This window comes from Actinomadura sp. NPDC000929 (genome assembly GCF_040492065.1).
Taxonomy (GTDB): domain Bacteria; phylum Actinomycetota; class Actinomycetes; order Streptosporangiales; family Streptosporangiaceae; genus Spirillospora; species Spirillospora verrucosospora.
Genome location: NZ_JBEUPA010000001.1, coordinates 176,164 through 195,982, shown reverse-complemented (window position 1 = coordinate 195,982; position 19,819 = coordinate 176,164). Strand labels below are relative to the sequence as shown.

The following is a 19,819-nucleotide window of genomic DNA, read 5'->3' as shown; positions in this document are numbered from 1 at the left end:
CGCACGCCGGGCGGGTCGCCGGGCGGGGCGCCGCCCAGGACGCGCAGCGCGTGCAGGCCCCAGCCGCCGGTCGAGGGGTGCGTGATGACGGCCGCGGCGGCGTCGGGGGCGCGCCGCTTCAGCTCCATCAGCTGCTCGAAGCCGTGCCGGGCCGCCGCGGCCTCCGGGTGGCCGGTCCGCCGGGCGGCGTCCACCACCGAGCGCAGCAGCAGCAGGTTCCGGCTGTGCTGGATCGCTCCCAGCGATTCGATCGCACCGGACGTGGCCATTCCCGCGGCGAGCGAGTCGAAATCGGCGCCGGAAAAGGAGTGATTCATCAATGTCATAAAGCCCGGCCTTCCGCCGAACGTCCAATCACCAGCATTTTAGGCCGCATACCGTGATCGTTAAACGTCGCCGCCGATCTCGCGTCGGCCGGTCGCGGGCCGGGGCCCCTCGCCGTCCGGTGGCCGGTCCGTGACTCGTCCCCCGGCGGGCGGCGGACGCGCGCTATTCTGACCGCGGAGGACGATCCATGAGCGCTCGCAGGCTGTTCTTCTGCATAGTCGGTCTGCTGATCATCGGATGCGTGAGCCGCCCCTTCGGCGCGGCCGCCGAAATTACGGCCTCGTTATCGGACGCTCCGCCTCTTCGGTCCGCGGCGTCTCCCGGCACGGACGACCGGCGGGAGGCCGCCACCGTGTACTGCCTGTCCCGTCCCGGCCGGATGGTCACGGCCCTCCTGGCGCTCGGGCTCCCCGTCCCCGGCGCCGCACCCGCACCGGCGCCCACCGCGTCACCTGCCCCCCGGACCCCGTCCGGGGCGTCCCCGCGGCCGGCTGCGGCCGCTCGCACTCCGGGCCCCGCCGAACTCCAGGCCTGGGCCGTGCACAACAGAAAGGACTTCGACCGCGCCTGCGATGCCCTGATCGGGGCGCAGACCGTTTCGGGGGAGAAGAAGAAACCGTCGGTCTGGGTGTCCGCCGCAAAGGTTTTCGGTCCGCTCCTGCTGGGCGCTCTGCTCACCCTCTTCACCACCGAATGGAGAGCGTCCGTTGACCGCGGCCGGAAAGAGGGCCTCGAACTCCGGAGGCTGGGCAGGACATTCCTCACCGCGGCGAGCGAATACGCCGAAGGGCGCGGGGACGCCAAGCAGCCGTCCGGCCAGCCGGTGCACGATGCCGCGCGGGAACTGGCGCTCCGACTGGAGGAGATCAAGGCCCGCCGCCCCTGGTGGCGAACGCTCTCCCCGGTGCTCGCCGCACTCGACCCGGAAAGGCCGGGCGCCGCCGTCACCGACGGGTGGCAGGGGCTGACCGAGCAGGGCAGAAAGACCAGGCGCGCGGCGGTCATGGAGGTCGTCCACCGGGTCGACACCCAGGTCGGCAGCACCGCGCGCGCCCTGGAGCACCCGTGGCGTCCGCCGGTCCTCCGCTGGTTCGTGTTCTGGCAGAAGGTGCCCTCGTGACGGGCGACCCCCGGCCGGCGAACGGGCGCCTCTCGCCGGGAAACCCGCTCCGCCTGGTGCGGTACGCCGACAGGCCGCCCCTGGCCCTGGAACCTCACCGCGTCGGCAAGCACGCGGACCACTACGTGGACACCAGTTCGTTCACCGCGTGCTTCGAATCCTTCCAAAGCGAGATGGACGATATCGAGGCGATTCGCGACCGGGGCCATCTCGTCTTCGTGCACGGGGTGGAGGGCACCGGAAAGACGTCCCTGATCTGCAGGTGCGTCCATTTCCTCAAGGAGATCGCCGGGCAGACCGACCTGCAGGTCGTCGACGCCAGGACGCTGAGCGGACCGGTCGGGACGCCGGAACGGCGGATGCTGGGACTCGTCTTCAAGATCTGCTCGCAGCTGATGGAGAGCGCCTATTTCTCGGGCTCGCCGTCCCGCCTGGCGCGCCTGCGCAGCGTGATCAGGGACGTCGACCGGCTCAAGGCGCGGGAGGGCCTCGCCGCGGACCGCGTGCGGGGCGAGGTCGCCACCATGCTCTGGGAGATCGGGCTGGGCTCCGCCGACGACGGGCCGCTGGTCGTCGTCATCCTCCCGCGCTCCGCGAACCTGCTCGACGTGCGGTTCTACGCCGAGATCGCCCAGCCCTGCATGATGTTCTTCGCGGAGCTCGAGGACGAGGACACCGGTCAGGAGCACCCGCCGTTCGGCGGCACCATCTCCGTCATCCCGCTGCGCCCCCGGCCGCTGGCCGCCGAGGACGGCTGGGCATTCGTCGAGCGGCGCCTCTACCGGGAAACGGACCGCCGCGAATCAATGAATATTCAGGAAGGCCATATCAAGGCGATTATGGCCGCATATGACGGGCGCATGACGATAAGGCTTCTGGTGGACGGCTTGGCGGAGGTCTTCGAACAGATCATTAGGGCTGACAGTCCGCGGGATGTGAGTTACAGTGATCTGGCGTCCCAGTTCATCCTGGCTCCGCCGAGCGAAGAAACGGGCTCCTCATGACTGCTGATCATGAGCCGTCACCGGCGGCACGGCGCAATCCCTTCCCTCCCGGGGCGTCCGCCATGCTGGGCGAACTGCCGGGCGAGGTGGTCAGCCTCGACACCCCCGCCATCCTCACCGTGCGGCGCGTGGTCGACGACTACCTCGCGCGGAGCCTCATCCTCTGGCGCGACGTGCGCTCCCAGCAGGGCTCCGGCCCGCGCGGCGGCGAGGCCGGCGCGGCGGACCCGCGGGAACTGACCGACGACGAGGCGGTGCGGGCCTCCTCCACCGGCGCGAACGGCGAGGTCATCGCCGTCTCCGGGGAGGCGGGCACCGGCAAGACGCACCTGCTCAACACCCTGATCCACCGGTTACGCCATCCCCCGCCCGGCGCCGCGATCCCACGCAAGATCATCTCCCTGTCGGCGCAGGCGTCCGACTTCGGGACGCTGTACCGGGCCTCCTTCATCACCAGGTTCCACCCCGACGAGCTCAAGGACGTCGCCCTCGGCTACTACGCCGACGTGGTCGCCGAGCGGCTCCGGATCGACTTCCCCCACCTGGCCGAACAGGCGGCGGCGCTGGAGCGGCGCGACCCCGGGCTCGACCCCCGCGTCCTCGCGCGGCAGGCCGGGCTGGCGGCCAGGGTGCCGAGGCAGCTCCAGGAGCGGCTCTGGCAGGTCACCGGGAACAAGCAGTTCGGCACCGCCTTCGCCCTGCTGGCCGACGTGCAGCTCGCCCTCGCGGTGATGGACTGGCTGGCGAGCGGCGCGCCTCCCGACGCCCGCCTCCAGGAGCAGGGGATCACCGGAGCCCTGGCGTCCAACGCCCAGATGCTGGACTGCATGGGAGCGCTCACGAGCCTCTACGGACGGCAGGGGCTGCACTTCGCGCTCGTCATCGACGACATCGAGAAGCTGCTCGGCCGCCCCGACCCGCTCCTGCCGGACATGACGAACACGGCCGACACCCTGAAGTCGTTCCACAAGCTGCTGCGCACGTTCGTGGAGAGCGGCGGCCTGCTCGTCCTCGGCGGCCTGCCGGAGTACCTCGACCAGCTCCCCGAGGACGCCAAGTCCCGCATACGCACCCGCATCTCGCCGTCGCCCCTGGACGGCGCGCAGATCGCCGAGTACGTCCGGCTCCGCCAGGGCGGCGTGCTCGAACCGTTCGAGCAGTCGGCCTGCGACGCGATCCACCGGCTCACCGGCGGCAGCCCCCGGCAGGTCGTCCGGCTCTGCTACCGCAGCTTCCAGCTCACCGTGCCGCCCGCGCGGGTGGACGCGCCCGCCGTCCACACGGCGGCGCGGCAGGAGAACCTCGGCTACGTGGTGCCGCTGGACGACCTCCTGTCGAACGTCTCGGAGATCCTCAACGCCCGGGGCTGGATGGCCGAGACCAGCTACCCCCTGCTGCCGGAACGCGAGCGGCCCGACTTCTGGATCCCGATGCCCCCCGGGCAGGACCGCGCGGGCTGCGCGATCGTGGTGAGCTCGCCGCTGGTCCAGGCCTACGAGGCCGAGCCGCTGATCCGCCGCGTCCAGGCCATCCGCCGCGACAGCCCGAAGCGCCGCGTCGTCGTGGTGACGGGCTTCCTGAGCGAGGAGATCCGCCCCTCCCTGACCCAGGCGTGCGGAGCGCCGCCGATCGTGTACCTCGCCGACCGGTTCCACGACGTCCTCACCGCCCGCCTGGACGACCTGAACCGGGAGGTCATCGGCCACCGCGCCGGCCCCGCGGCCTCCGACAACGACATCGCGATGATGCACGACTCGATGGAGCGGATCAGGCGGCAGGTGACCGCCTCGCACGACCACCTGCTCAACCTGCAGAGCCAGGTCGAGCAGATCCGCCAGCAGGCCGACCGGCAGCTCCAGGCGATCAGGAGGGACCTGACGCGCCCGCCCCCGGGGCCCGCCGGAGCCGCCGCCGGGCCGGAGCGCCCCGGCCGCGACCTGCCGGACGCCGTGGCCCGGCCCTTCACCCTCGCGCTCGAATCCCTCGCCGCGATCGACGAGGTCGACGCCTACATCGGGCGCTCCTTCGACCTGTCCCGCGACGACGCGGCCACCGCCGGCGCCATGCTGAGCTACCGGCTGCGCCGCTACGAGGTCTTCGAGGCGATCGGGGTGAGCATCGTGCTGCGCCGGCTCGTGACCTCGTTCGAGGAGTCCGTCGCGGGCTGGCTCGCCGGCGTGCGGTCCCGGCCGGGCCCCACCGCCGAGGACCGGGCCCGGCTGGACCGGCTCTGCGAGGCGTTCGACGCCAGCTACGACGCCGTCCCGCTGTCGGCGCTGAGCCAGCTCGGCAGCCTGTCCGAGGACGCGGTCCCCGGCCTGAGCGGCTCGGTCGCCCAGGTCGCGATCGTCGACAGCCTGGACGGGCTGAGCGGTCACGTCAAGAGCACCGTCCTGCGCGCCGCCGAGGACGCGGACGGCGGTTCCGGCCCGCCGCTCGGACCCGCGCCCGTCTGAGACCTCCGCCGTCGGCCGCCCCTCACGGAGCGGAACCGCCGCCGAGGTAGTCGTCGATGATCGACTCCAGGCGCCGGTCGGCGTCCCACACGTTCTTCTGCCGCAGGGTGACGCCGAAGAGCGCCAGGTCGTCGGGCAGGCACCGGTAGTACAGCGCCCCCTGCTCGACGTCCATGACGAGCCGGGACGGCCGCCCGCGCAGCGCGGGTCCGAGCCGGTACGCCAGGGACCGCACGAGCTGCCGCGAGGCGAGGTAGATCTCCTCGTAGCGCTTCCTGTGCTCGGCGACCGACACCTTGCGGAAGTACGTGCCGAGGCTCTCGTCGGCGAGGACGTCGGTGCTGAAGAGGTGGTCGCCGCCGCGATGGCCCGAGAGGTAGTGCAGGTCGAGCGGGGAGACGCGCCGCCGGCCGAGTTCCACCAGGCGGGGGTCGGCGCCCGGGGCCTCGAACTGGACGGGCGCCGGTTCGGGCACGTCCGGGAGCGCCGGGGCGGACGTGCTGTAGCCGCCGAGGTTCTCGGGGCCCAGCGAGTAGAGCTCGCGCACCCGGTCGGAGATCTTCGCCATCTGCCGGTCGCCGCTCTCGACCGCCGCGCCCTCCCGCGCGATGCCGAACTGGGTCTCCCCGGGACGGAGCGAGATGTAGTAGACGCCGCCGGTGGGGCAGGACAGGACCAGGCGGATGAGCCGCCCGCTGTCCAGCGACGACGTCCACGAGTCGATCTTGGCGAAGGTGGGGCCGAGCCTGCCGCCGACCTGGGCGTGGAGCCTCGCGTCCTCCGGCGTCAGATCCGCGTCCTCCACCGCGAACCGGAACATGCCGTCGATGAAGTTCGCGGTGTGCGCCAGCCCGTCGGCGCCCTCGAAGACCTCCCTGACCGTGTCCTCCAGCAGCAGCGTTCCGGCGTTCGCGTCGATGTGCCCCGCACGCCGCGTGATGGTCATCGGGGTCTGGCTCACTCGGTCTCCTCTCCGGGTCGGGCCGGTCTCAGATCTGCGGCGCGTCCCACTGGAACGCTCGGCGCTCGGTGCCCGGCGCCTCGTTCCGCAGCCGCGCCCGGGTGTGGGCGAGGTTGCCGCGCACGGCGACGGCCCAGGGATGCTCGTCGTCGGGATGGCCGGACGGGAGACGCTCCTCGGCCTGCTCGTCGAGGTCGAGGGCCTCGTCGTAGCGGCCGAGGGCCATCAGCGCGTTGGCGTGGTCGACCAGCGCCCCCACCACGTACGGGTGGTCGTCGTCCAGCCTCTCGCGCAGCAGGTCCAGGGCGGTGGCGCTCTGCTCCCCGGCGAGGTCGGCGTCGCCGAGGGCGAGGGTGTAGACCGACAGGTTGCAGCGGGCGAGCTGGACGAACGGATGCCTGTCGTCGTACAGGGCGAGGTAGCCCATGACGGCCCGCCCCGCCTCGTCGCGCGCGGCCTCGTACGCGCCGCAGGCGTGCTCGGCCGCGGCGACGGCCAGCCGGCAGGCGAGCGTCTCGTAGTTCTCGCCCGGATGGAAGTCCAGGTGGATCTTCAGCAGCCGGCGCAGCTCGTCCCGGTCGTCGGCGCGCGCCCCGGGGGCGCCGGGCCGGTGCCGGCGGGTGATGCGCTGCTGGCGCTGGGCGCACAGCAGATGCAGGTTGGCGGGGTCGTCCCGGTGCAGCTCGCGGAGGATGACGACCGAGTGGGTCAGCTCCCGCGCCGAGTCGTCGTACCGGCCGAGCCGGCGCAGGAGCGCGCCGATCTTGTAGGCGGAGATCGCGAGCGACTGCCGGTCGCCGGGCTCCACCCGCCGCTGCCGCTCCCGGTTGTCCCGTTCGATCGCCAGCGCCTCCCGGACGGAGGCGTCCTGCCCGTCCAGGCTCAGCGACAGCGTGAGGTTCATGGCGGCGCTCCGGGTCAGCTCGTGGTCGCCGCCCAGCTCGCGGCGCAACCCGATGAGCGTCGCGCGGTCGCGGACCAGCGCGGTGCCGAAGTCGCCGGCCTGCCGCAGGTCGGCGGCGTATCCCCGCGCGGCCATCAGCGTCCGGATGTCGGCGTACCCGAGGCGCATCTGCCGGTTCAGCGCGTCCTCGGAGATGCGCGCCGCCTCCTCCAGACGGCCGAGCGCTCTCAGGAGGTTGGCGCGCTGCACCTCGACGCGCAGCAGCAGCGGGTCGTCGGCGCCCAGGCGCGCGCGCCAGTCGGCCGACAGCCGCTCGGCGACGCCGAGGCCGATCGCGCGGTCGCTCTTGTCGCCGGCCAGGTACAGGTGGCGCACGTGGCAGGCCAGCCAGCGGCGGACGGGCCGCTCCCCGCTCGCGAGCGCCTCGCTGACGAACAGGTGCCGCCGCAGCTCGGCGAACGTCGCGGCGTGGTAGGGCCTGTCGACCTCGGCGTCGGCGGGCGCGAACGCGGCGAGGACGCGGTGGACCTCGGCGGTCACCCGCTCCCGCTCGCCGTCCCGCAGCGAATCCCGGATGATCTTCTGGACCATCCGGTGGACGCGCAGTTCCCCGCCGAGCTCGTAGTCCACCTCGGCCAGGCCGTACCGGGTCAGCCGGACGAGCAGCGCCTCCAGGCGCACGGAGTCTTCGGCGAGGTCGGGCCAGTGCGCCTCCAGCGCGGCGAGCATGGCGGGGGAGAACAGCAGCCGGCGCCCCACGCCGTCGGGCGACAGGAAGGCCGCCATCCGCATCAGGTGCACGGCGGCCTCGCCGGAGTCGATCTGGCGCAGGGCGTCGAGGGTCAGCCCGAGGACGATCCGGGCGGTCAGCAGGTCCGCCTCTTCCCGGCGGGCCGCGTCGTCGCGCGCGCCCGCCCCGTCCTCCGGAGCCCCGGGAGCGCGCTGCGCGGCCGCGACGCCCTCGGCGAAGAGGCCGGTGAACGTCTCGACCGCGTCCTCGACCGCCTCCATCTCGCGGAAGGCGCCCGCGGACTCCGCCGCCCCGGCTCCGGGCGCCGCGGGACCGGCGGCGCCGCGCTGCCTCCAGTCGGCGTGGCGTTCCACCCACGCCGCGGCCAGCGCCACGTTCAGGGGGAGGTCGCGCATGTGGCGCGAGAGCCGGTCGACGTGCTCGTCGGAGAGCGCGGGGACCCTCCTGCGGAACAGCTCGCGGCTCTCGTCCCTGGTGAACGGCCCCGCCCGGGTGGACTTCTCGACCCGTCGGACCAGCGTCCCGCTCCTGAGGGCCCCGACGTCCGCGCCCGTGATGACGACGTGGTTCCCGCGGGTGGTCTCGGGCACGAGGTCGGTCAGGTCCTCGGCCCGCTCGACGTTGTCGTAGATCAGCAGCCAGGTTCCGGTGCGGTTCACCTCCTCCCGGACGAACTGCGCGACGGGGTCGCCCGCGGCGGTCGCGGGCCGGTGCCCGCCGCCGCGGGCCTCGACCGCCTCGTGCATGGCGGTGAGGCCGGCCCGCACGCTCCCGGCCGACGCCGCGGTGATCCACCAGATCGCGTCGTAGTCGCCCGAGAACCGGAGGGCGTACTCCAGGGCGAGCCTGCTCTTCCCGGTGCCCGCCGCGCCGTTGATCGAGTAGATGCCGTCGCGGTCCGAGCCGAGCAGCGCGTCGCGCATCCGCTCGATCTCCGCGCCCCGCTCGACGAAGGCGCCCGCGGACGGGGGCAGCCGGCGGAACTCGGGCGTCCGGCCCGGGAAGCGCGGGTCGCCCGGGGCGCTCCTGGGGGCGGGCGCCGTGCGCGAGGGCATCAGCCGCTGGAACAGCTCGTCGCGGGCGGCCTGCTCGTTCATGGCGAACAGGTCGATCCGGGTGGACGGCGGAACGCCCGGGGCCGGGTCCTCGGGGGACAGCCGGAGGTACCAGTGGGCGCCGGGCACGGGCGTCCCGGACGGGGCGGACCTCACCGCCTCGGGGCCGACGACGATGACGACGTCGTCGTCGCGGACCGGGCCCTCCCCGGCGGGACGCAGGTGCGTCGAGCGCAGCTGGACGCCGAGCCAGTCGGCCCACGCGCGCTGGGCGGGCTCGTAGACCACCCGGTAGTGGCGCGTCCGCGGCACGTCGTCCGCGCCGATGCGCATCCGGTACGCGTCGACCGCCTCGGCCGTGGCCCGCGGCGGATCGAACCCCTCGTCGTCGAGGATCGTGCGGAGCACGTCCCGGTAGGCCGTGAGGAGCCCGGAGGCGGCCCGGTCCCCGGCGAACACGGCGATCCTCTCGGCGACGGCCGCGTCGGCGACCTTGGGAATCGCCATCCGCCGCCAGTACGCGTCCCGCGCCGAGGGCGGCGTCGTGCCGGGGAAGAGCCAGGCGAACGCCACGCCCGCCCTGCCGCGCACGCTGAGGGACGACGCGTCCTCCACCTGCATGAGCACCGGCAGGAGCCGGGGGAGCGCCGTCGCCTTCAGCTCCCGGGCGAGCGCCTCCGCGGCCGCGATGCCGCCGGCGTCGGCCCGGACCCCGACGGCCACGGTGTCGGCGAGCCTCGCCAGGGCCTCCGCCGGGAGGCCGGCGGCGTCGACGAGCACATGGTCGTAGGAGGTGCGGCGCAGCGCGTCGCGGAGGGCGGCGGCGAAGCGGTGGAGGTCGGGGGTCTCCAGCTCGGTCCAGTGGCCGCGGGCGCCGCCGGAGCCCTGCGCGGGGAGGAGGTCCACCCGTCCGGAGATCGGCGGGCCGGGGGGCTCCCGGTGCCGCAGGAGGGGCGGCAGGTCGAAGCCGTGGGGAGCGCTCCGGCCTCCGGAGCCGAAGCCGCGCACGAGGTCGAGGAGGCCGGCCTCATCGGAGCCGTCGCCGGCGAACCTCTTCGCGTGGTCCTCCAGGGCGGGCGACGCGAGGTCGCCGTCGATCAGCAGCACGGCGCGGCCCGCGAGGGCCAGCATCCAGGCGAGGTCGGCGAGGGCGGTGGTGCAGCCCGCGCCGCGCTCCGGCGAAGTGAGGGCGATGACGTTCGGCGGGCCGCTGCGCGGCGGAACGTGGGGGACCAACGCGGCTCCTTCGGGACCTCGCGTCCGGCGGCGGGCCGTCGCCGGCGCCGCGGACGCCGCTCACAACTGCAACATTCGCGACCGTTCGCACAACCCTTTCATATTCGCGCATTGAACGTGAGATACAAGGCCGATTCCCGGAGGTTCTCGTAATAGATGCGGTTGACGGCTCTGCGGAGGGCCTCGCTCGGCAGGGCGTCCATTTGATCGAGATCGAAGTCGGTCACGTCGATGATGGTGGTGGGGAGTTCCTCACTCGCATCTTCCATCGATCACTCTATTCGGCTGGTCCGACCGTTTTTGGGGCTGACCGAATTCGGCGCACGGAGCAAGGCCACTTCCGTCATCCCGCATGGGCATGGTCGAGGCTAGCCTCATCCCGCAATGACGACTATGTCCCATGGCGCGTTTTCCGTGTTCGGCCAGAACCGAATCATGGGGCGTCCGCGCGCGGCGTCCCGGCGGGGGTCACTTTTCCGAGTCGGCGGCGCACGCGTCGGTCTCGGGGGACGGCCCGGGAACCGGCGGGCCGGACGGCGCGGCGCCGGACAGCGCACCGGGCCGAAGCGGGACCGTCCCGGACGGGCCCGGCTCGTCGGGATGCGGCGGATCGCCGGCGAACCTGTTCAGCACCCCGTTGGAGGCGTAGTGCAGGACGTTCACGACCAGGATCGCCGGCGCGACGATCCCGACGGTGCCGCGGAAGTCGGGTTCCAGCGCCAGCGCCAGAATGATCGCGGTGATCCCGTTCTGCTGGCCGAGGGCCAGGTGGACGCGGTCGCGACCGCTCAGCCCGCGCTCCAGCACGGGCACCACGAGCAGCGAGATCAGCGCCTGGGCGCCGAACGCCGCGACGCCCAGCACCACCGCGGGAAGCAGGTCGGCGCCGTTCACCAGCAGCAGGCCGAGGGCGAAGGAGGCGATCAGGAAGGCGGTCGCCACGGCGCGGTCGATCACCTTCGCGTACGTCCCGAGTCTGAGGAAGAGACCGATCACCGCCACGGCGAGCATCAGCATCCAGTGGGCCGCGACGAGGAAGACGCCCAGGAGCACCGCCATGGAGAGCAGGTCGGCGAACCGCCCGCCCGTCTGCGCTCGCCGCCGCCCGGAGGCGGGGCCCTCGGGCTTCCGCAGGCCCCGCAGCGCGACGAAGACCAGATAGGCCGCGGCCGCCAGCGCGAGGTTCAGCCCCAGGTCGGCCAGATAGGCGCCGAGCCCGTCCCCCGAGGGGCCGGCCTGCGGCGATCCGTCCCGCCCCGACAGCCGGAAAGCGAGGATCGAGAAGTAGAGGGAGAGGAGCACCGTCACGGGGTCGTCGAACGAGGCCCAGGCGAACAGGAGCGCTTTCGCCCGCGACGACATCCGGCTGTTGGCCCGCATCGCGGCCACCGAGAGGGGGTCGATCTGCGCGACGGCGATGCCGAGGACCAGGTAGCGGGCGTCGTGGAACACCAGCAGCATCACGCCGGCGATCAGGACCGCCTTGATGACCACGCCCAGCGTGACGGCGACCAGCACGCCCCGGGCGTCCTGCCGGAGCGCCTTGAGATCGATCTCGTGCGTGCTCCCGTACAGGCCGATGGCCAGCAGGAACCCGGCGAGGAAGGAGTACCAGGCCGACCCCGCGAGATCACCCGGATGGACGAGGGCGCCCACCCCGAGCCCCGCCGCCGTGGCGAGCAGTGCCCCCACGACGATGAGGGGAACGATCCGCGACAGCCGCGATACGCGCGCACCCAAAAGGCGTTCTCCGTTCCATGGGCCGGTCGCGCCTCTCGACGGAGCACCGGCGTCCGATCGACGGACCCCCTCAGCCAAGAACATCATAAAAAAAGATCAGGTGCCGCCGAAAGCCCGACCCGATATCCGCCGACTTACCGCCTGACCGAATCCGGCAACCATGGTAAGGCCGGATATGGTCATGGCGTCGAGACGATGGCCCGCTCGAAGTCAATCGGTGGACTCAAAGCGTCAGAAGGCCGGGCCGTGGGGGGAGGGGGCTGCCGGATTGGCGGCGAAAGCGTCTTCCTCGTCGCCTTGGCGGTAGGCGGATGCCTGTAGTTCGTACAGTTCGGCGTAGAGGCCGTTCAGGGTCATGAGGTCGTGGTGGGTGCCGTGCTCGGTGACGCGGCCGCCGTCGAGGACGTAGATGCGGTCGGCGTGGCGGACGCTCGCGAGGCGGTGGGTGATCAGCAGGACGGTGCGGCCGTGCTGGGCGGCGTGCCGGCGGATCTGGTCGAACAGGTGGTGTTCGGCCCGGGCGTCGAGCGCGGCGGTGGGCTCGTCGCAGATCAGCAGGGGGGCGTCCCGGTAGAAGCCGCGCGCGGCCGCCAGCCGCTGCCACTGGCCGCCCGACAGCTCGCACCCGTTGGCGAAGCGCTTGTCCAGGAGGGTGTCGAGACCGAGGGGGAGGGCGGCGATGACCTGGTCGGCGCCCGCGTGGGCCGCGGCCTCGTCGACGTTCGCCCGGACGCCGGCGGCGGACAGGTCGTCGCCCATGGTGATGTTGTCGGCCGCGGTCATCGGCCAGTGGGTGTGGTCCTGGGCGACCACCGCGATGGCCCGCCGCAGGGCCTCGGGATCCAGGTCGCTCGCGCGGGTGTCGTCCCAGCGGACCACGCCGCCCTGCGGGGCGTAGAGGCCGGCGAGGATCTTGGCGAGGGTCGTCTTTCCCGATCCGTTCTCCCCGACCAGCGCGACGATCTCCCCGCGGCCGAGCCGCACCGACACCTCGCGCAGGGAGGGCTTGTCGCTGTCGGGATAGGAGAAGGTCACCTTCTCGGCATGAATGTCCTGGAACCCGCGCAGCGCAGCGAGCTGCCTCTCGATGTCGCCCGGTTCGCCGGTGCGAGCCCGCTGGACACGCTGCTCGGCGTCCTGGCAGTAGGCCATGTAGTCGCTGAAGTACAGGCCGTCCTCGTAGCAGCGGTTCAGGGCGTAGACGAGGTTGACGAGGGACGTCTGCCCGGCGCGGATCGCCAGGACGGCCGTCCCGGCCACCGCGAGCGGCATCACGCCCCGCCACAGGAGCAGCCCCAGCGCTGTGTACATCAGCGCGGTCGCGACACCCTTGAGGACATCGCCCCAGACCTGGGACATCGTCTGCCGGCGCGCCAGGTCGAGCAGTACGCGACGGACGTGGGCGGCCAGTGCGGAGTACTGGCGCAGCAGGAAGGCGCGGACGGTGAAGGAGCGGACCTCGGCGGCGTGGCGCCGCTCGGTCATCAGGTCCGACATGATCCAGCTCCGCCGCCGCACCTCCACCAGGTCCAGCTGGGTCAGGTATCCCAGCCGGGCCGCGCGGACCGCCGCCCACCCCTCGGGCAGCGCGGTCAGCAGCAGCAGCGGCAGCAGCACCGGGTGCAGCACGCCGAGCGCGCCGGCCGCCGCCGCGACGCCGACGGCGGCGGTGAACAGGTCCACCGCGTTGTCGACCATGGACGGGGCCGAGTCCATGCCCCGCAGCCGGGCCCGGTGCAGGTCGTCCTGGAACTCGGCGTCGTCGAACGCCGCCAGCTCGATCGCGGTCGTCAGCTCGTACAACCGCTGCTCGACGATCTGCTCGACCTGCGGGCGCAGCCGGGCCTGCGCCCACTGCGCCGCCGCCGCGAACGCCGCGCGGATCGTGACCGCGGCCCCGACCAGCGCCAGCTGCGGCGCGGCGGCCCGCACCCGGTCCGGGGTCGGGCCCACCGAGAACAGCGCGGTCAGCACTCCGGTGGTGGCCAGCAGGCCGAACGCGGTGAACACGCCCGCGGCCACGTTGAACGCGATGGTCGCGGCCAGGTCCCGAGGGTTCGCCCGCCACGCGAGCCGCATCACCTGCCCGATCAGGGTCGGCAGCCGCCGAGCCATGGTGAGGGTCCCGGTGCCCGACAACTCGGCGGCCTTGCGGTACCACTTGTGCTCGCTCAAAGCCGGTCCCATGGGCGCCTCGACCGGCGCGGCGGCGCGGCGACGACGCAGCCTCATCGGCCCACCTCCGGGGTCGGCGACGTCTCGCGATCACCAGAGCGGGCGACACTGGTCATGGAACCGGCCTCCAGGCAGGGGACGGGCACCACCCTCTGCGCCGCGCCCGGGTGCGAGGAAGGGGTGCGGCGGTCTCTGGCCCCGCGCTCCCACGGCACAGTTCTCCACCCGTCGGGTAAGCCTCCGATGCCGCGCATAATGTGATCGTTCACTGTGGGAGCGTGCCGTGCGGCTCGTGCCGGACGGCGGTCGGGACTCGGGACGGGATGAGCGGGAGACGCGAGGTCGACTCGGCGGCGGCGGACTACGTGCGCGGCGGTTCCGGGCCCTTCTCTGTTTTCCATCTGCTCCTGGGCATCGCCGTGCTGGTGTCCGGGACCTTCGCCTTCAACGCCATGGTGGACGAGATCGGGGCCACCCGGCGTGCCGCCAGAGGCGACGGAGTCCAGGGCGTCTTCACGGCGGAGACGAAGGTGTGCCCGCGAGGCGGATGCCTCTGGTACGGCCCCTTCCGGGACGGTCGCGACGGGCACGTGGTCATCGACCGGGTCGAGCTGCGGGGCGATGACGACCGTTCCGTCTCCGCCGGCGACGCCGTCCCCGCCCTCGACGTCGGTTCGCCGGACTTCGTCCAGGCGGTCGGCGGAGCCCCGGAGTGGGGCGAGGTGTTCGGCGCGGGAGTCCTCGCCGTCATCGCCGCAGGCTTCGGCGCGTGCTCGATCGCCTGGGCGCTGCGGGGCGTGTACTGGTCGCGGCCTCCTCGCGCGTCGCGCAGAGCGGAGGCGCGACGCCGCGGCCGTTCCGTGCTGCGCGACCTCGCCGGCCGGGACCGCTGGGGGCGGACGGCCCGGCCTGGACGGTCCCTGGTCCGGGTGAAGGTGGCCAGGTCATGGGGGAGGACCGTAGCGGCGGCGGTCGTCCTCGTCCCGGCGGGTGCGGCGGGGCCGCTTCTCCTCGCCGAGTGGTTCGCCCGCCAGGAGGGGGCCACGTTGAGCGAGTCGATCGCCGGCTCGTGGTGGCCGGTCCTCACGGCCGTGACTGTGACGGTGGCGATCCAGGCGCTGAGGCTCATCCTGGTGCGCCCTCGGATGTGGGTGAGCGAAGAAGAGATCGTCATCTGGGACGGGCCGCTGCTGTGGAAGGCGCTGCGGATTCCGCGCTCCGCGATCGTGGCGGTCCGCCAGGGCACTGAGCCGGATCGGCGCCGTGAGAAGGAATCTGCTCTTATGACGCCGTTCAGGGAGGAGGTGAATCTCCTCCTGCGGACGCGGGACGCCATCCGACTCCCCGCCCGGCGTCTGCGATGGGGAAACTGGTTGTGGGTCATGCTGACCTCGGACGACGGCCCGTCGCGTCCGACGATCCCTCAGCGAGGACGTCCGGTCCGCTCCCTGTGGTTGCGGGTCGAGGAGCCCCGCAGGGTCGCCACCGACCTCGACCGCTGGCTGGCGGCAGAGGAGGCGGACCTCTCGGAACCTCCATCGTCCGATCATGCCTATCAGGGCAGGCATCGGACGCATCGCGGAGCCGGTGCCACACGCCTCAAGATCAACGGACGGCTTCCCCAGCCGCTGCTCGCCGAGTTCGTCAACGAGGGGCCCGGGGCGCTGGAGGCCTCCCTGCGGCGCACCGAGTTCGGCCGGGGGATCCCGGTGGTGTCGTGCGGGCCCGGCGCTCCGCCCGCCACCACCGTCCTGGACGACCTCTGGATGGCACAGGAAGAGCTCGCCCGCCGCTTTCTGCACATCGAGGCGGCAGGGGCCTGGACCGTGACCATCAGCGGACCGGAGCGGTCACGCTCGTTCGCCGGCTCGGCCACGGGTCACGGAGCTGAGGTGCTCACATACGAGGGACCGCCCGGAGTCGCCGTCCTGTCGTGCCCGGACGGAGCGTTCTACGAGGTGCATCTGCGCGGCCCCGACCTGACCGGGCTCTACGGCCGCAGGGCCGTGGCATCCGCGGGCGCGCCCGGGCCGGGGACGGCGGACGGGTTCTCAGGACCGAGCCGGAGCACATTCGCCGTTCCTACTGGAGCCGTACTCCAAGTGCGAACCGACAGCACCGAATGGCGCATCGACGTGACTCCGCTGGAGCAGGCAGATGTGAATTCCGCGGCGGGAGACAGCGGTGCCGTGCCGCCCACCGGCCATGTCAGGCCGTTCGAAAACCTCATCGCGGGCGATCGAGCCGCAGTCGTGCGGTATCTGGGACCGCCGGGGCGCGTGCTGTTCCGAGGCGAGGGCGACTTCGGCCTCGTGCAGCTCGGTGACACCCTCGCCCCGTTGCGGACGCTCGGGGTCCCGGCCGGCGAACAAGCGCTGGAACTCCGGGCGCACACGCTCCTCCAGGTCACCGGCGGCTCCGGGACCTGGTCCATGGAAGAGGCGGCGCCGCGACCGCGGGCCCCCACGCCTCGACTCCCGCGCCTGCCCCGTCAGGGCCGGCGTCAGCCTATGCGGCCGACGCCCCCGTAAAGCCATTTGCCGACTTCGGCGGCCGGTTCATCCGTCTTGTCGTTTTCTGGATTCCATGCGTCGATGGTGACCAGACCGGGATCGACGAACTCGAAGCCGTCGAAGAAGAGCTCGATGTCCGACTTGTCGCGGAAATAGATGGGGGTGGGAGTGGCCGCGTAGGCCCCCTCGATCTGCTCGACGGCCTCCGCGGAGTGCCCTTCCGTCGTCACATGCGTCGCGGCGAGGTGGCTGCCCGGCGCGAGGGCCTCCCGCAGGGGCGCCATGACGTCCTCCCGCTCCTCCAGGGTGAGGAAGTGCGTCATGGCGATCATCAGGACGCCGACCGGAGCGGAGAAGTCGATCAGCCCGGTGCTCCGGGCGTGGTCGAGGACCTCGGCGGGCCGGCGCATGTCGGCCTGCGCGACGGTGGTGAACTCGTTGGTGGCGAGCAGGGCGCGCCCGTGCACCAGGACCACAGGATCGCTGTCGACGTACACGACGCGGGCGTCCGGGACGATCTCATGGGCTATCTCGTGCGTGTTGCCGACGGTCGGCAGCCCGGAGCCGATGTCGAGGAACTGCCGGATTCCCCGGCGCGCCATGTACCGCACGGAGCGGCGCAGGAACGAGCGGTTCTCCAGGGCGAGCTCGCCGATCTCCGGCATGGCCTGCGCGACCCGGTCCGCCGCGTCCCGGTCCACCTGGAAGTTGTCTTTTCCATGCAGGTAGTAGTCGTACATGCGGGCGACGCTCGGTCGGGTGAGATCGATTTCCGGGGACAGGCCATCCTCGGCCACGTACGACCTCCACCCAAGATCAAGTTATTGCCGGAGCAAGACTAGCCCGACCGGGACACGGTGGCCAAGTTCGGCCGGATGATCGGGTTGACTTCTTTTTCCCGGCATTGCGCGAGGCGGCGTCGCCGGAAAAGGCGCGGAGTCAGGCGGGCGGCTTCCGCTGGAATCGCGGTTCGTGGCCGGTGCTCCGGTGCCTGCGCCGAGGCAGCCCGGCCGGCTCCCCGGAGGGAGCGTTCGGGGGCGGGGGAGGCGCGGCCGTCCGCGATCGGATGCCTTCGCCCGGGGGTTCCGGCGTCCGGGCGACGGGCTCGCTCCGCGGCGCCGGAGGAAGGACGGCCTCGGTCCGTTCGATGAGGGGCGGTTCGAAGGTGGCCAGCCCGTCGGCGATGAGGGTGGCGAGGTCGCTCATGACCGGGAAGAGGCCGCGTCCGAGGGCGAAGGCGATGTCGCGGGGCGTCCGGCGGCCGTTGATCTTGGCGAGCAGTTCCCGCCGCTGGGCGTTGACGGGCACGGACCCCGGGGGCCGGCCGCTCCGCGGCCTCGACCGCACGGTCAGGCCGAGCACGGCCCAGGACTGGGCGAGGTCGAGCCGGCGGCGGATCTCGCGGGTGGCCCGTTCGGCGTCCAGGCCGGGATCGGACGCGAGCAGCGGGACGGCGTCGTCGGGGTCGGCGGTGCAGGTGCGGACCCCGCACAGGGCCATGGCGAACAGCGCGTCGGCGACCGCGGCGCGGGTGATGACCTGCACGCCGGCGTCGCCGAGGAGCCCGCGCACCACCAGTTCGCGCTCCAGCCGGCCCTCGGGGGCGCCGGCGGTGAAGGCGGCGGTCCAGTCGGCTTCGCTGATCCGCCCCGACCGCAGCAGCAGCGGCTCGGGTCCCGGCGCGGCAGGGGTGGAGGCGGCCACCACCAGGCCGTCGCGCATGCTCACCGAGCCTCCCGGGGACCCGTCCATCCGCAGGGTCCCGGTGAACCGCTGCCGGCCGCGCCGGGTCAGTGCCGAGATCAGCACGCCCGCGTGGTCACGCCCACGTTCTGCCGGAAGCTGCGCTTCTGATGCCATCTGTCCCTTCTCGCCTTCTCTGATGCCCCTTTGAGTGTGGCCACGGCGCCGCTTCGGCGTAATCCGAGGCTTCCCGGTTGTGGAAGCCCGTTCGCGGGATATATTAGCGTCCGAAATAAGCAATTCGTCGGGAGTGGTATGAACATCGAAACGGCGCTCAAGGAAGCCATGGCGATCGAGGGCGCTATGGGCGCGGCCCTGGTCGACTATGACAGCGGCATGTCCCTCGGGTCGCTCGGAGGCGGCCCCGATCTCGACCTGGAGATCGCGGCCGCCGGCAGCACGGAGGTCGTGCGCGCCGAGGTCCGGACCCTGGAATCGCTGGCCATCGACGACTCCGTCGAGGACATCCTGATCACCTTGAACCGGCAGTACAATCTGATCCGCGTCCTCGGGCGAGGCCACGGTCGCCTGTTCCTCTACCTCGCTCTCAACCGGGAACGCGCCAACCTGGCGCTCGCCAGGCACCACCTGCGGCGCATCGAAGCCGAACTCAGCGTCTGACCGCGTCTCCGTCTCGGGGCGAATTGGGGGGAACGGGTATGCGCGAAGCCGTGCTGGCGGAACTGCAGGCACTCCGTGGCCAGGTCGTGGGCGTCACGGACGCCGCCGTGGCGTCGGTCGACGGGATGCTGGTGGCCTCCGACACCGACGAGGTCCGGCCCGACGTCCTGGCGGCGCTCGCCGCCGCCTCGCTGGGCCTCGGCCGAAGCGCGGGGAACGAGGTCGGCATGGGCGAGCTGCGCGAGGTGGTGACCCGCTGCCAGAGCGGTCACATCGTGGTCTACGCCGTCCAGCGCACAGGACTGCTCGTCGTGCTGGGCGACGAGGGACTGGACGTCGCCGACCTGCACCTGCAGTCCCGGGCCACCGTCGACCGCCTCGGCGCCATTCTCGCCCAGAACTGACCGCCGAACGTGCTTCGCGGCGCGGGGACGTCTTCTGCGAGCGGCGAGCGCGAACGCCGCCCGCAATGGCGGGAGAAGGCTCTGACTAATGGCGAATACGAGGATGTCCCACCTCAATTGATGAGGGGGCAGGGGCGGAATCCCTTGGTGACGAGCCAGATCCCCAGTGACGCTTCCCAGACGATCTCCGGCGCCGTGAACAGGAAGTTCACAGGGGACTGCTGCTCGTAGGCGCCGAACAGGACGGCGGTCGCGGTGGCGCAGGCGATGGGGCCCCCGATGAGCCCGATGAGCGCCATGGGGCGCGGCACCAGGCCCGACCGGTACATCAGGTGGCCCAGCAGCAGTCCGTTGCCGAAGCCCGCGCAGAAGGCGGGGCCGAGCAGGAACGTCTGATCCTTCAACGTCACCAGTGACCGGCCGACCAGAGCGGCGTCGGCGCCGCCTCCGCCCGACAGGTCCTGCCGCAACGCCACGACGGCGAGCACGCAGACGACCCCCACCACGATGACGGTCGATTCGAGGATCCGCGAGCCGACGTAGCCGAGGGAGACGCTCTCGCTCTGCCGCTTCAGGATCGGGAACAGCACGACCGCCGTCGCGATGTTCGCGACGGCGGTCAGGATCTCCAGGAGTGCTCCGACCCGCACCTGCGTGTCCGCGCCTGCTCCCACGATGTAGTCCGCGTCGTTGAGGACCGGGTCGTACAGCAGCACCGCCGGGATCGACAGGACGAAGGTGAGGATGAACCAGACACCGGCGATTCTGGCTCTTCGCTGAACGGCGTCCACCGAGGTTTCCGGAGTCCG

14 protein-coding genes and 1 pseudogene are annotated in these 19,819 nt (G+C 72.2%); 6 read left to right on the top strand and 9 right to left on the bottom strand.

Annotated elements, in window-relative coordinates:
* Nucleotides 1-317 (bottom strand): annotated as a pseudogene (locus tag ABWI04_RS00815) (hypothetical protein); the annotation flags it as partial.
* A gap of 197 nt (nt 318-514) precedes the next feature.
* On the opposite strand from ABWI04_RS00815, the gene ABWI04_RS00810 reads away from it, so the two are divergent.
* The 3 genes from ABWI04_RS00810 to ABWI04_RS00800 all read left to right on the top strand — a co-directional run bounded on the left by ABWI04_RS00810 (nt 515) and on the right by ABWI04_RS00800 (nt 4,907).
* Complete coding sequence (locus tag ABWI04_RS00810) at nt 515-1,447, top strand: hypothetical protein (protein WP_353831015.1); 933 nt, start codon at nt 515-517, stop codon at nt 1,445-1,447.
* A 125-nt stretch (nt 1,448-1,572) separates the two neighbouring features.
* Entirely contained in the window at nt 1,573-2,451 is an 879-nt protein-coding gene (locus ABWI04_RS00805) for a P-loop NTPase family protein (RefSeq protein WP_353831014.1), read from the top strand.
* Nucleotides 2,452-2,513: 62 nt separating this feature from the next.
* Nucleotides 2,514-4,907 carry a hypothetical protein gene (locus ABWI04_RS00800; RefSeq protein ID WP_353831013.1) on the top strand — a complete coding sequence of 798 codons (2,394 nt, stop codon included), beginning with the start codon at nt 2,514-2,516 and terminating at the stop codon, nt 4,905-4,907.
* Nucleotides 4,908-4,929: 22 nt separating this feature from the next.
* Here the strand turns inward: ABWI04_RS00800 and ABWI04_RS00795 are convergent, their stop codons facing one another.
* The 5 genes from ABWI04_RS00795 to ABWI04_RS00775 all read right to left on the bottom strand — a co-directional run bounded on the left by ABWI04_RS00795 (nt 4,930) and on the right by ABWI04_RS00775 (nt 13,786).
* Nucleotides 4,930-5,868, bottom strand: coding sequence for a hypothetical protein (locus ABWI04_RS00795; protein ID WP_345175951.1), 939 nt, complete (start codon nt 5,866-5,868; stop codon nt 4,930-4,932).
* A gap of 28 nt (nt 5,869-5,896) precedes the next feature.
* Nucleotides 5,897-9,814 carry an FxSxx-COOH system tetratricopeptide repeat protein gene (fxsT, locus tag ABWI04_RS00790; RefSeq protein ID WP_353831012.1) on the bottom strand — a complete coding sequence of 1,306 codons (3,918 nt, stop codon included), beginning with the start codon at nt 9,812-9,814 and terminating at the stop codon, nt 5,897-5,899.
* 98 nt (nt 9,815-9,912) lie between these two features.
* Nucleotides 9,913-10,083, bottom strand: a complete 171-nt coding sequence (locus ABWI04_RS00785) for an FxSxx-COOH-like cyclophane-containing RiPP peptide (protein ID WP_345175947.1) — start codon at nt 10,081-10,083, stop codon at nt 9,913-9,915.
* Between the two features lie 199 nt (nt 10,084-10,282).
* Nucleotides 10,283-11,554 carry a hypothetical protein gene (locus tag ABWI04_RS00780; RefSeq protein WP_353831011.1) on the bottom strand — a complete coding sequence of 424 codons (1,272 nt, stop codon included), beginning with the start codon at nt 11,552-11,554 and terminating at the stop codon, nt 10,283-10,285.
* A gap of 231 nt (nt 11,555-11,785) precedes the next feature.
* Nucleotides 11,786-13,786, bottom strand: coding sequence for an ABC transporter ATP-binding protein (locus tag ABWI04_RS00775; protein ID WP_353831010.1), 2,001 nt, complete (start codon nt 13,784-13,786; stop codon nt 11,786-11,788).
* A gap of 266 nt (nt 13,787-14,052) precedes the next feature.
* Here ABWI04_RS00775 and ABWI04_RS00770 point away from each other — a divergent pair, with 266 nt between their 5' ends.
* Nucleotides 14,053-16,260, top strand: a complete 2,208-nt coding sequence (locus ABWI04_RS00770) for a hypothetical protein (RefSeq protein ID WP_353831009.1) — start codon at nt 14,053-14,055, stop codon at nt 16,258-16,260.
* Here the strand turns inward: ABWI04_RS00770 and ABWI04_RS00765 are convergent.
* The gene (locus tag ABWI04_RS00765) at nt 16,233-17,039 is read right to left on the bottom strand and encodes an SAM-dependent methyltransferase (RefSeq protein ID WP_353831008.1); all 807 of its coding nucleotides are present in this window, start codon (nt 17,037-17,039) and stop codon (nt 16,233-16,235) included. The genes ABWI04_RS00770 and ABWI04_RS00765 overlap by 28 nt on opposite strands.
* A 142-nt stretch (nt 17,040-17,181) precedes the next feature.
* Nucleotides 17,182-18,051, bottom strand: a complete 870-nt coding sequence (locus ABWI04_RS00760; RefSeq protein WP_353831007.1) for a hypothetical protein — start codon at nt 18,049-18,051, stop codon at nt 17,182-17,184.
* Nucleotides 18,052-18,240: 189 nt separating this feature from the next.
* Here ABWI04_RS00760 and ABWI04_RS00755 point away from each other — a divergent pair, with 189 nt between their 5' ends.
* On the top strand, nt 18,241-18,606 hold the full coding sequence (locus ABWI04_RS00755; protein ID WP_345175935.1) for a hypothetical protein: 366 nt from the start codon (nt 18,241-18,243) through the stop codon (nt 18,604-18,606).
* 38 nt (nt 18,607-18,644) lie between these two features.
* A complete protein-coding gene (locus tag ABWI04_RS00750) occupies nt 18,645-19,010 on the top strand; it encodes a roadblock/LC7 domain-containing protein (RefSeq protein ID WP_345175933.1) in 366 nt (121 codons plus the stop codon).
* Nucleotides 19,011-19,123: 113 nt separating this feature from the next.
* On the opposite strand, the gene ABWI04_RS00745 is transcribed toward ABWI04_RS00750, so the two are convergent.
* Nucleotides 19,124-19,801: a DUF4386 domain-containing protein gene (locus ABWI04_RS00745; protein ID WP_345175932.1), complete on the bottom strand. Its 678-nt coding sequence runs from the start codon at nt 19,799-19,801 to the stop codon at nt 19,124-19,126.
* Between the last annotated feature and the right edge of the window lie 18 nt (nt 19,802-19,819).

Excerpts from the sequence above, each read along its gene's own strand:
- ABWI04_RS00770 (WP_353831009.1), top strand. The coding sequence starts at position 14,053 with ATGAGCGGGAGACGCGAGGTCGACTCGGCGGCGGCGGACTACGTGCGC.
- ABWI04_RS00750 (WP_345175933.1), top strand. The coding sequence starts at position 18,645 with ATGCGCGAAGCCGTGCTGGCGGAACTGCAGGCACTCCGTGGCCAGGTC.
- ABWI04_RS00810 (WP_353831015.1), top strand. The coding sequence starts at position 515 with ATGAGCGCTCGCAGGCTGTTCTTCTGCATAGTCGGTCTGCTGATCATC.
- ABWI04_RS00785 (WP_345175947.1), bottom strand. The coding sequence starts at position 10,083 with ATGGAAGATGCGAGTGAGGAACTCCCCACCACCATCATCGACGTGACC.
- ABWI04_RS00775 (WP_353831010.1), bottom strand. The coding sequence starts at position 13,786 with ATGAGGCTGCGTCGTCGCCGCGCCGCCGCGCCGGTCGAGGCGCCCATG.
- ABWI04_RS00755 (WP_345175935.1), top strand. The coding sequence starts at position 18,241 with ATGAACATCGAAACGGCGCTCAAGGAAGCCATGGCGATCGAGGGCGCT.
- ABWI04_RS00800 (WP_353831013.1), top strand. The coding sequence starts at position 2,514 with ATGCTGGGCGAACTGCCGGGCGAGGTGGTCAGCCTCGACACCCCCGCC.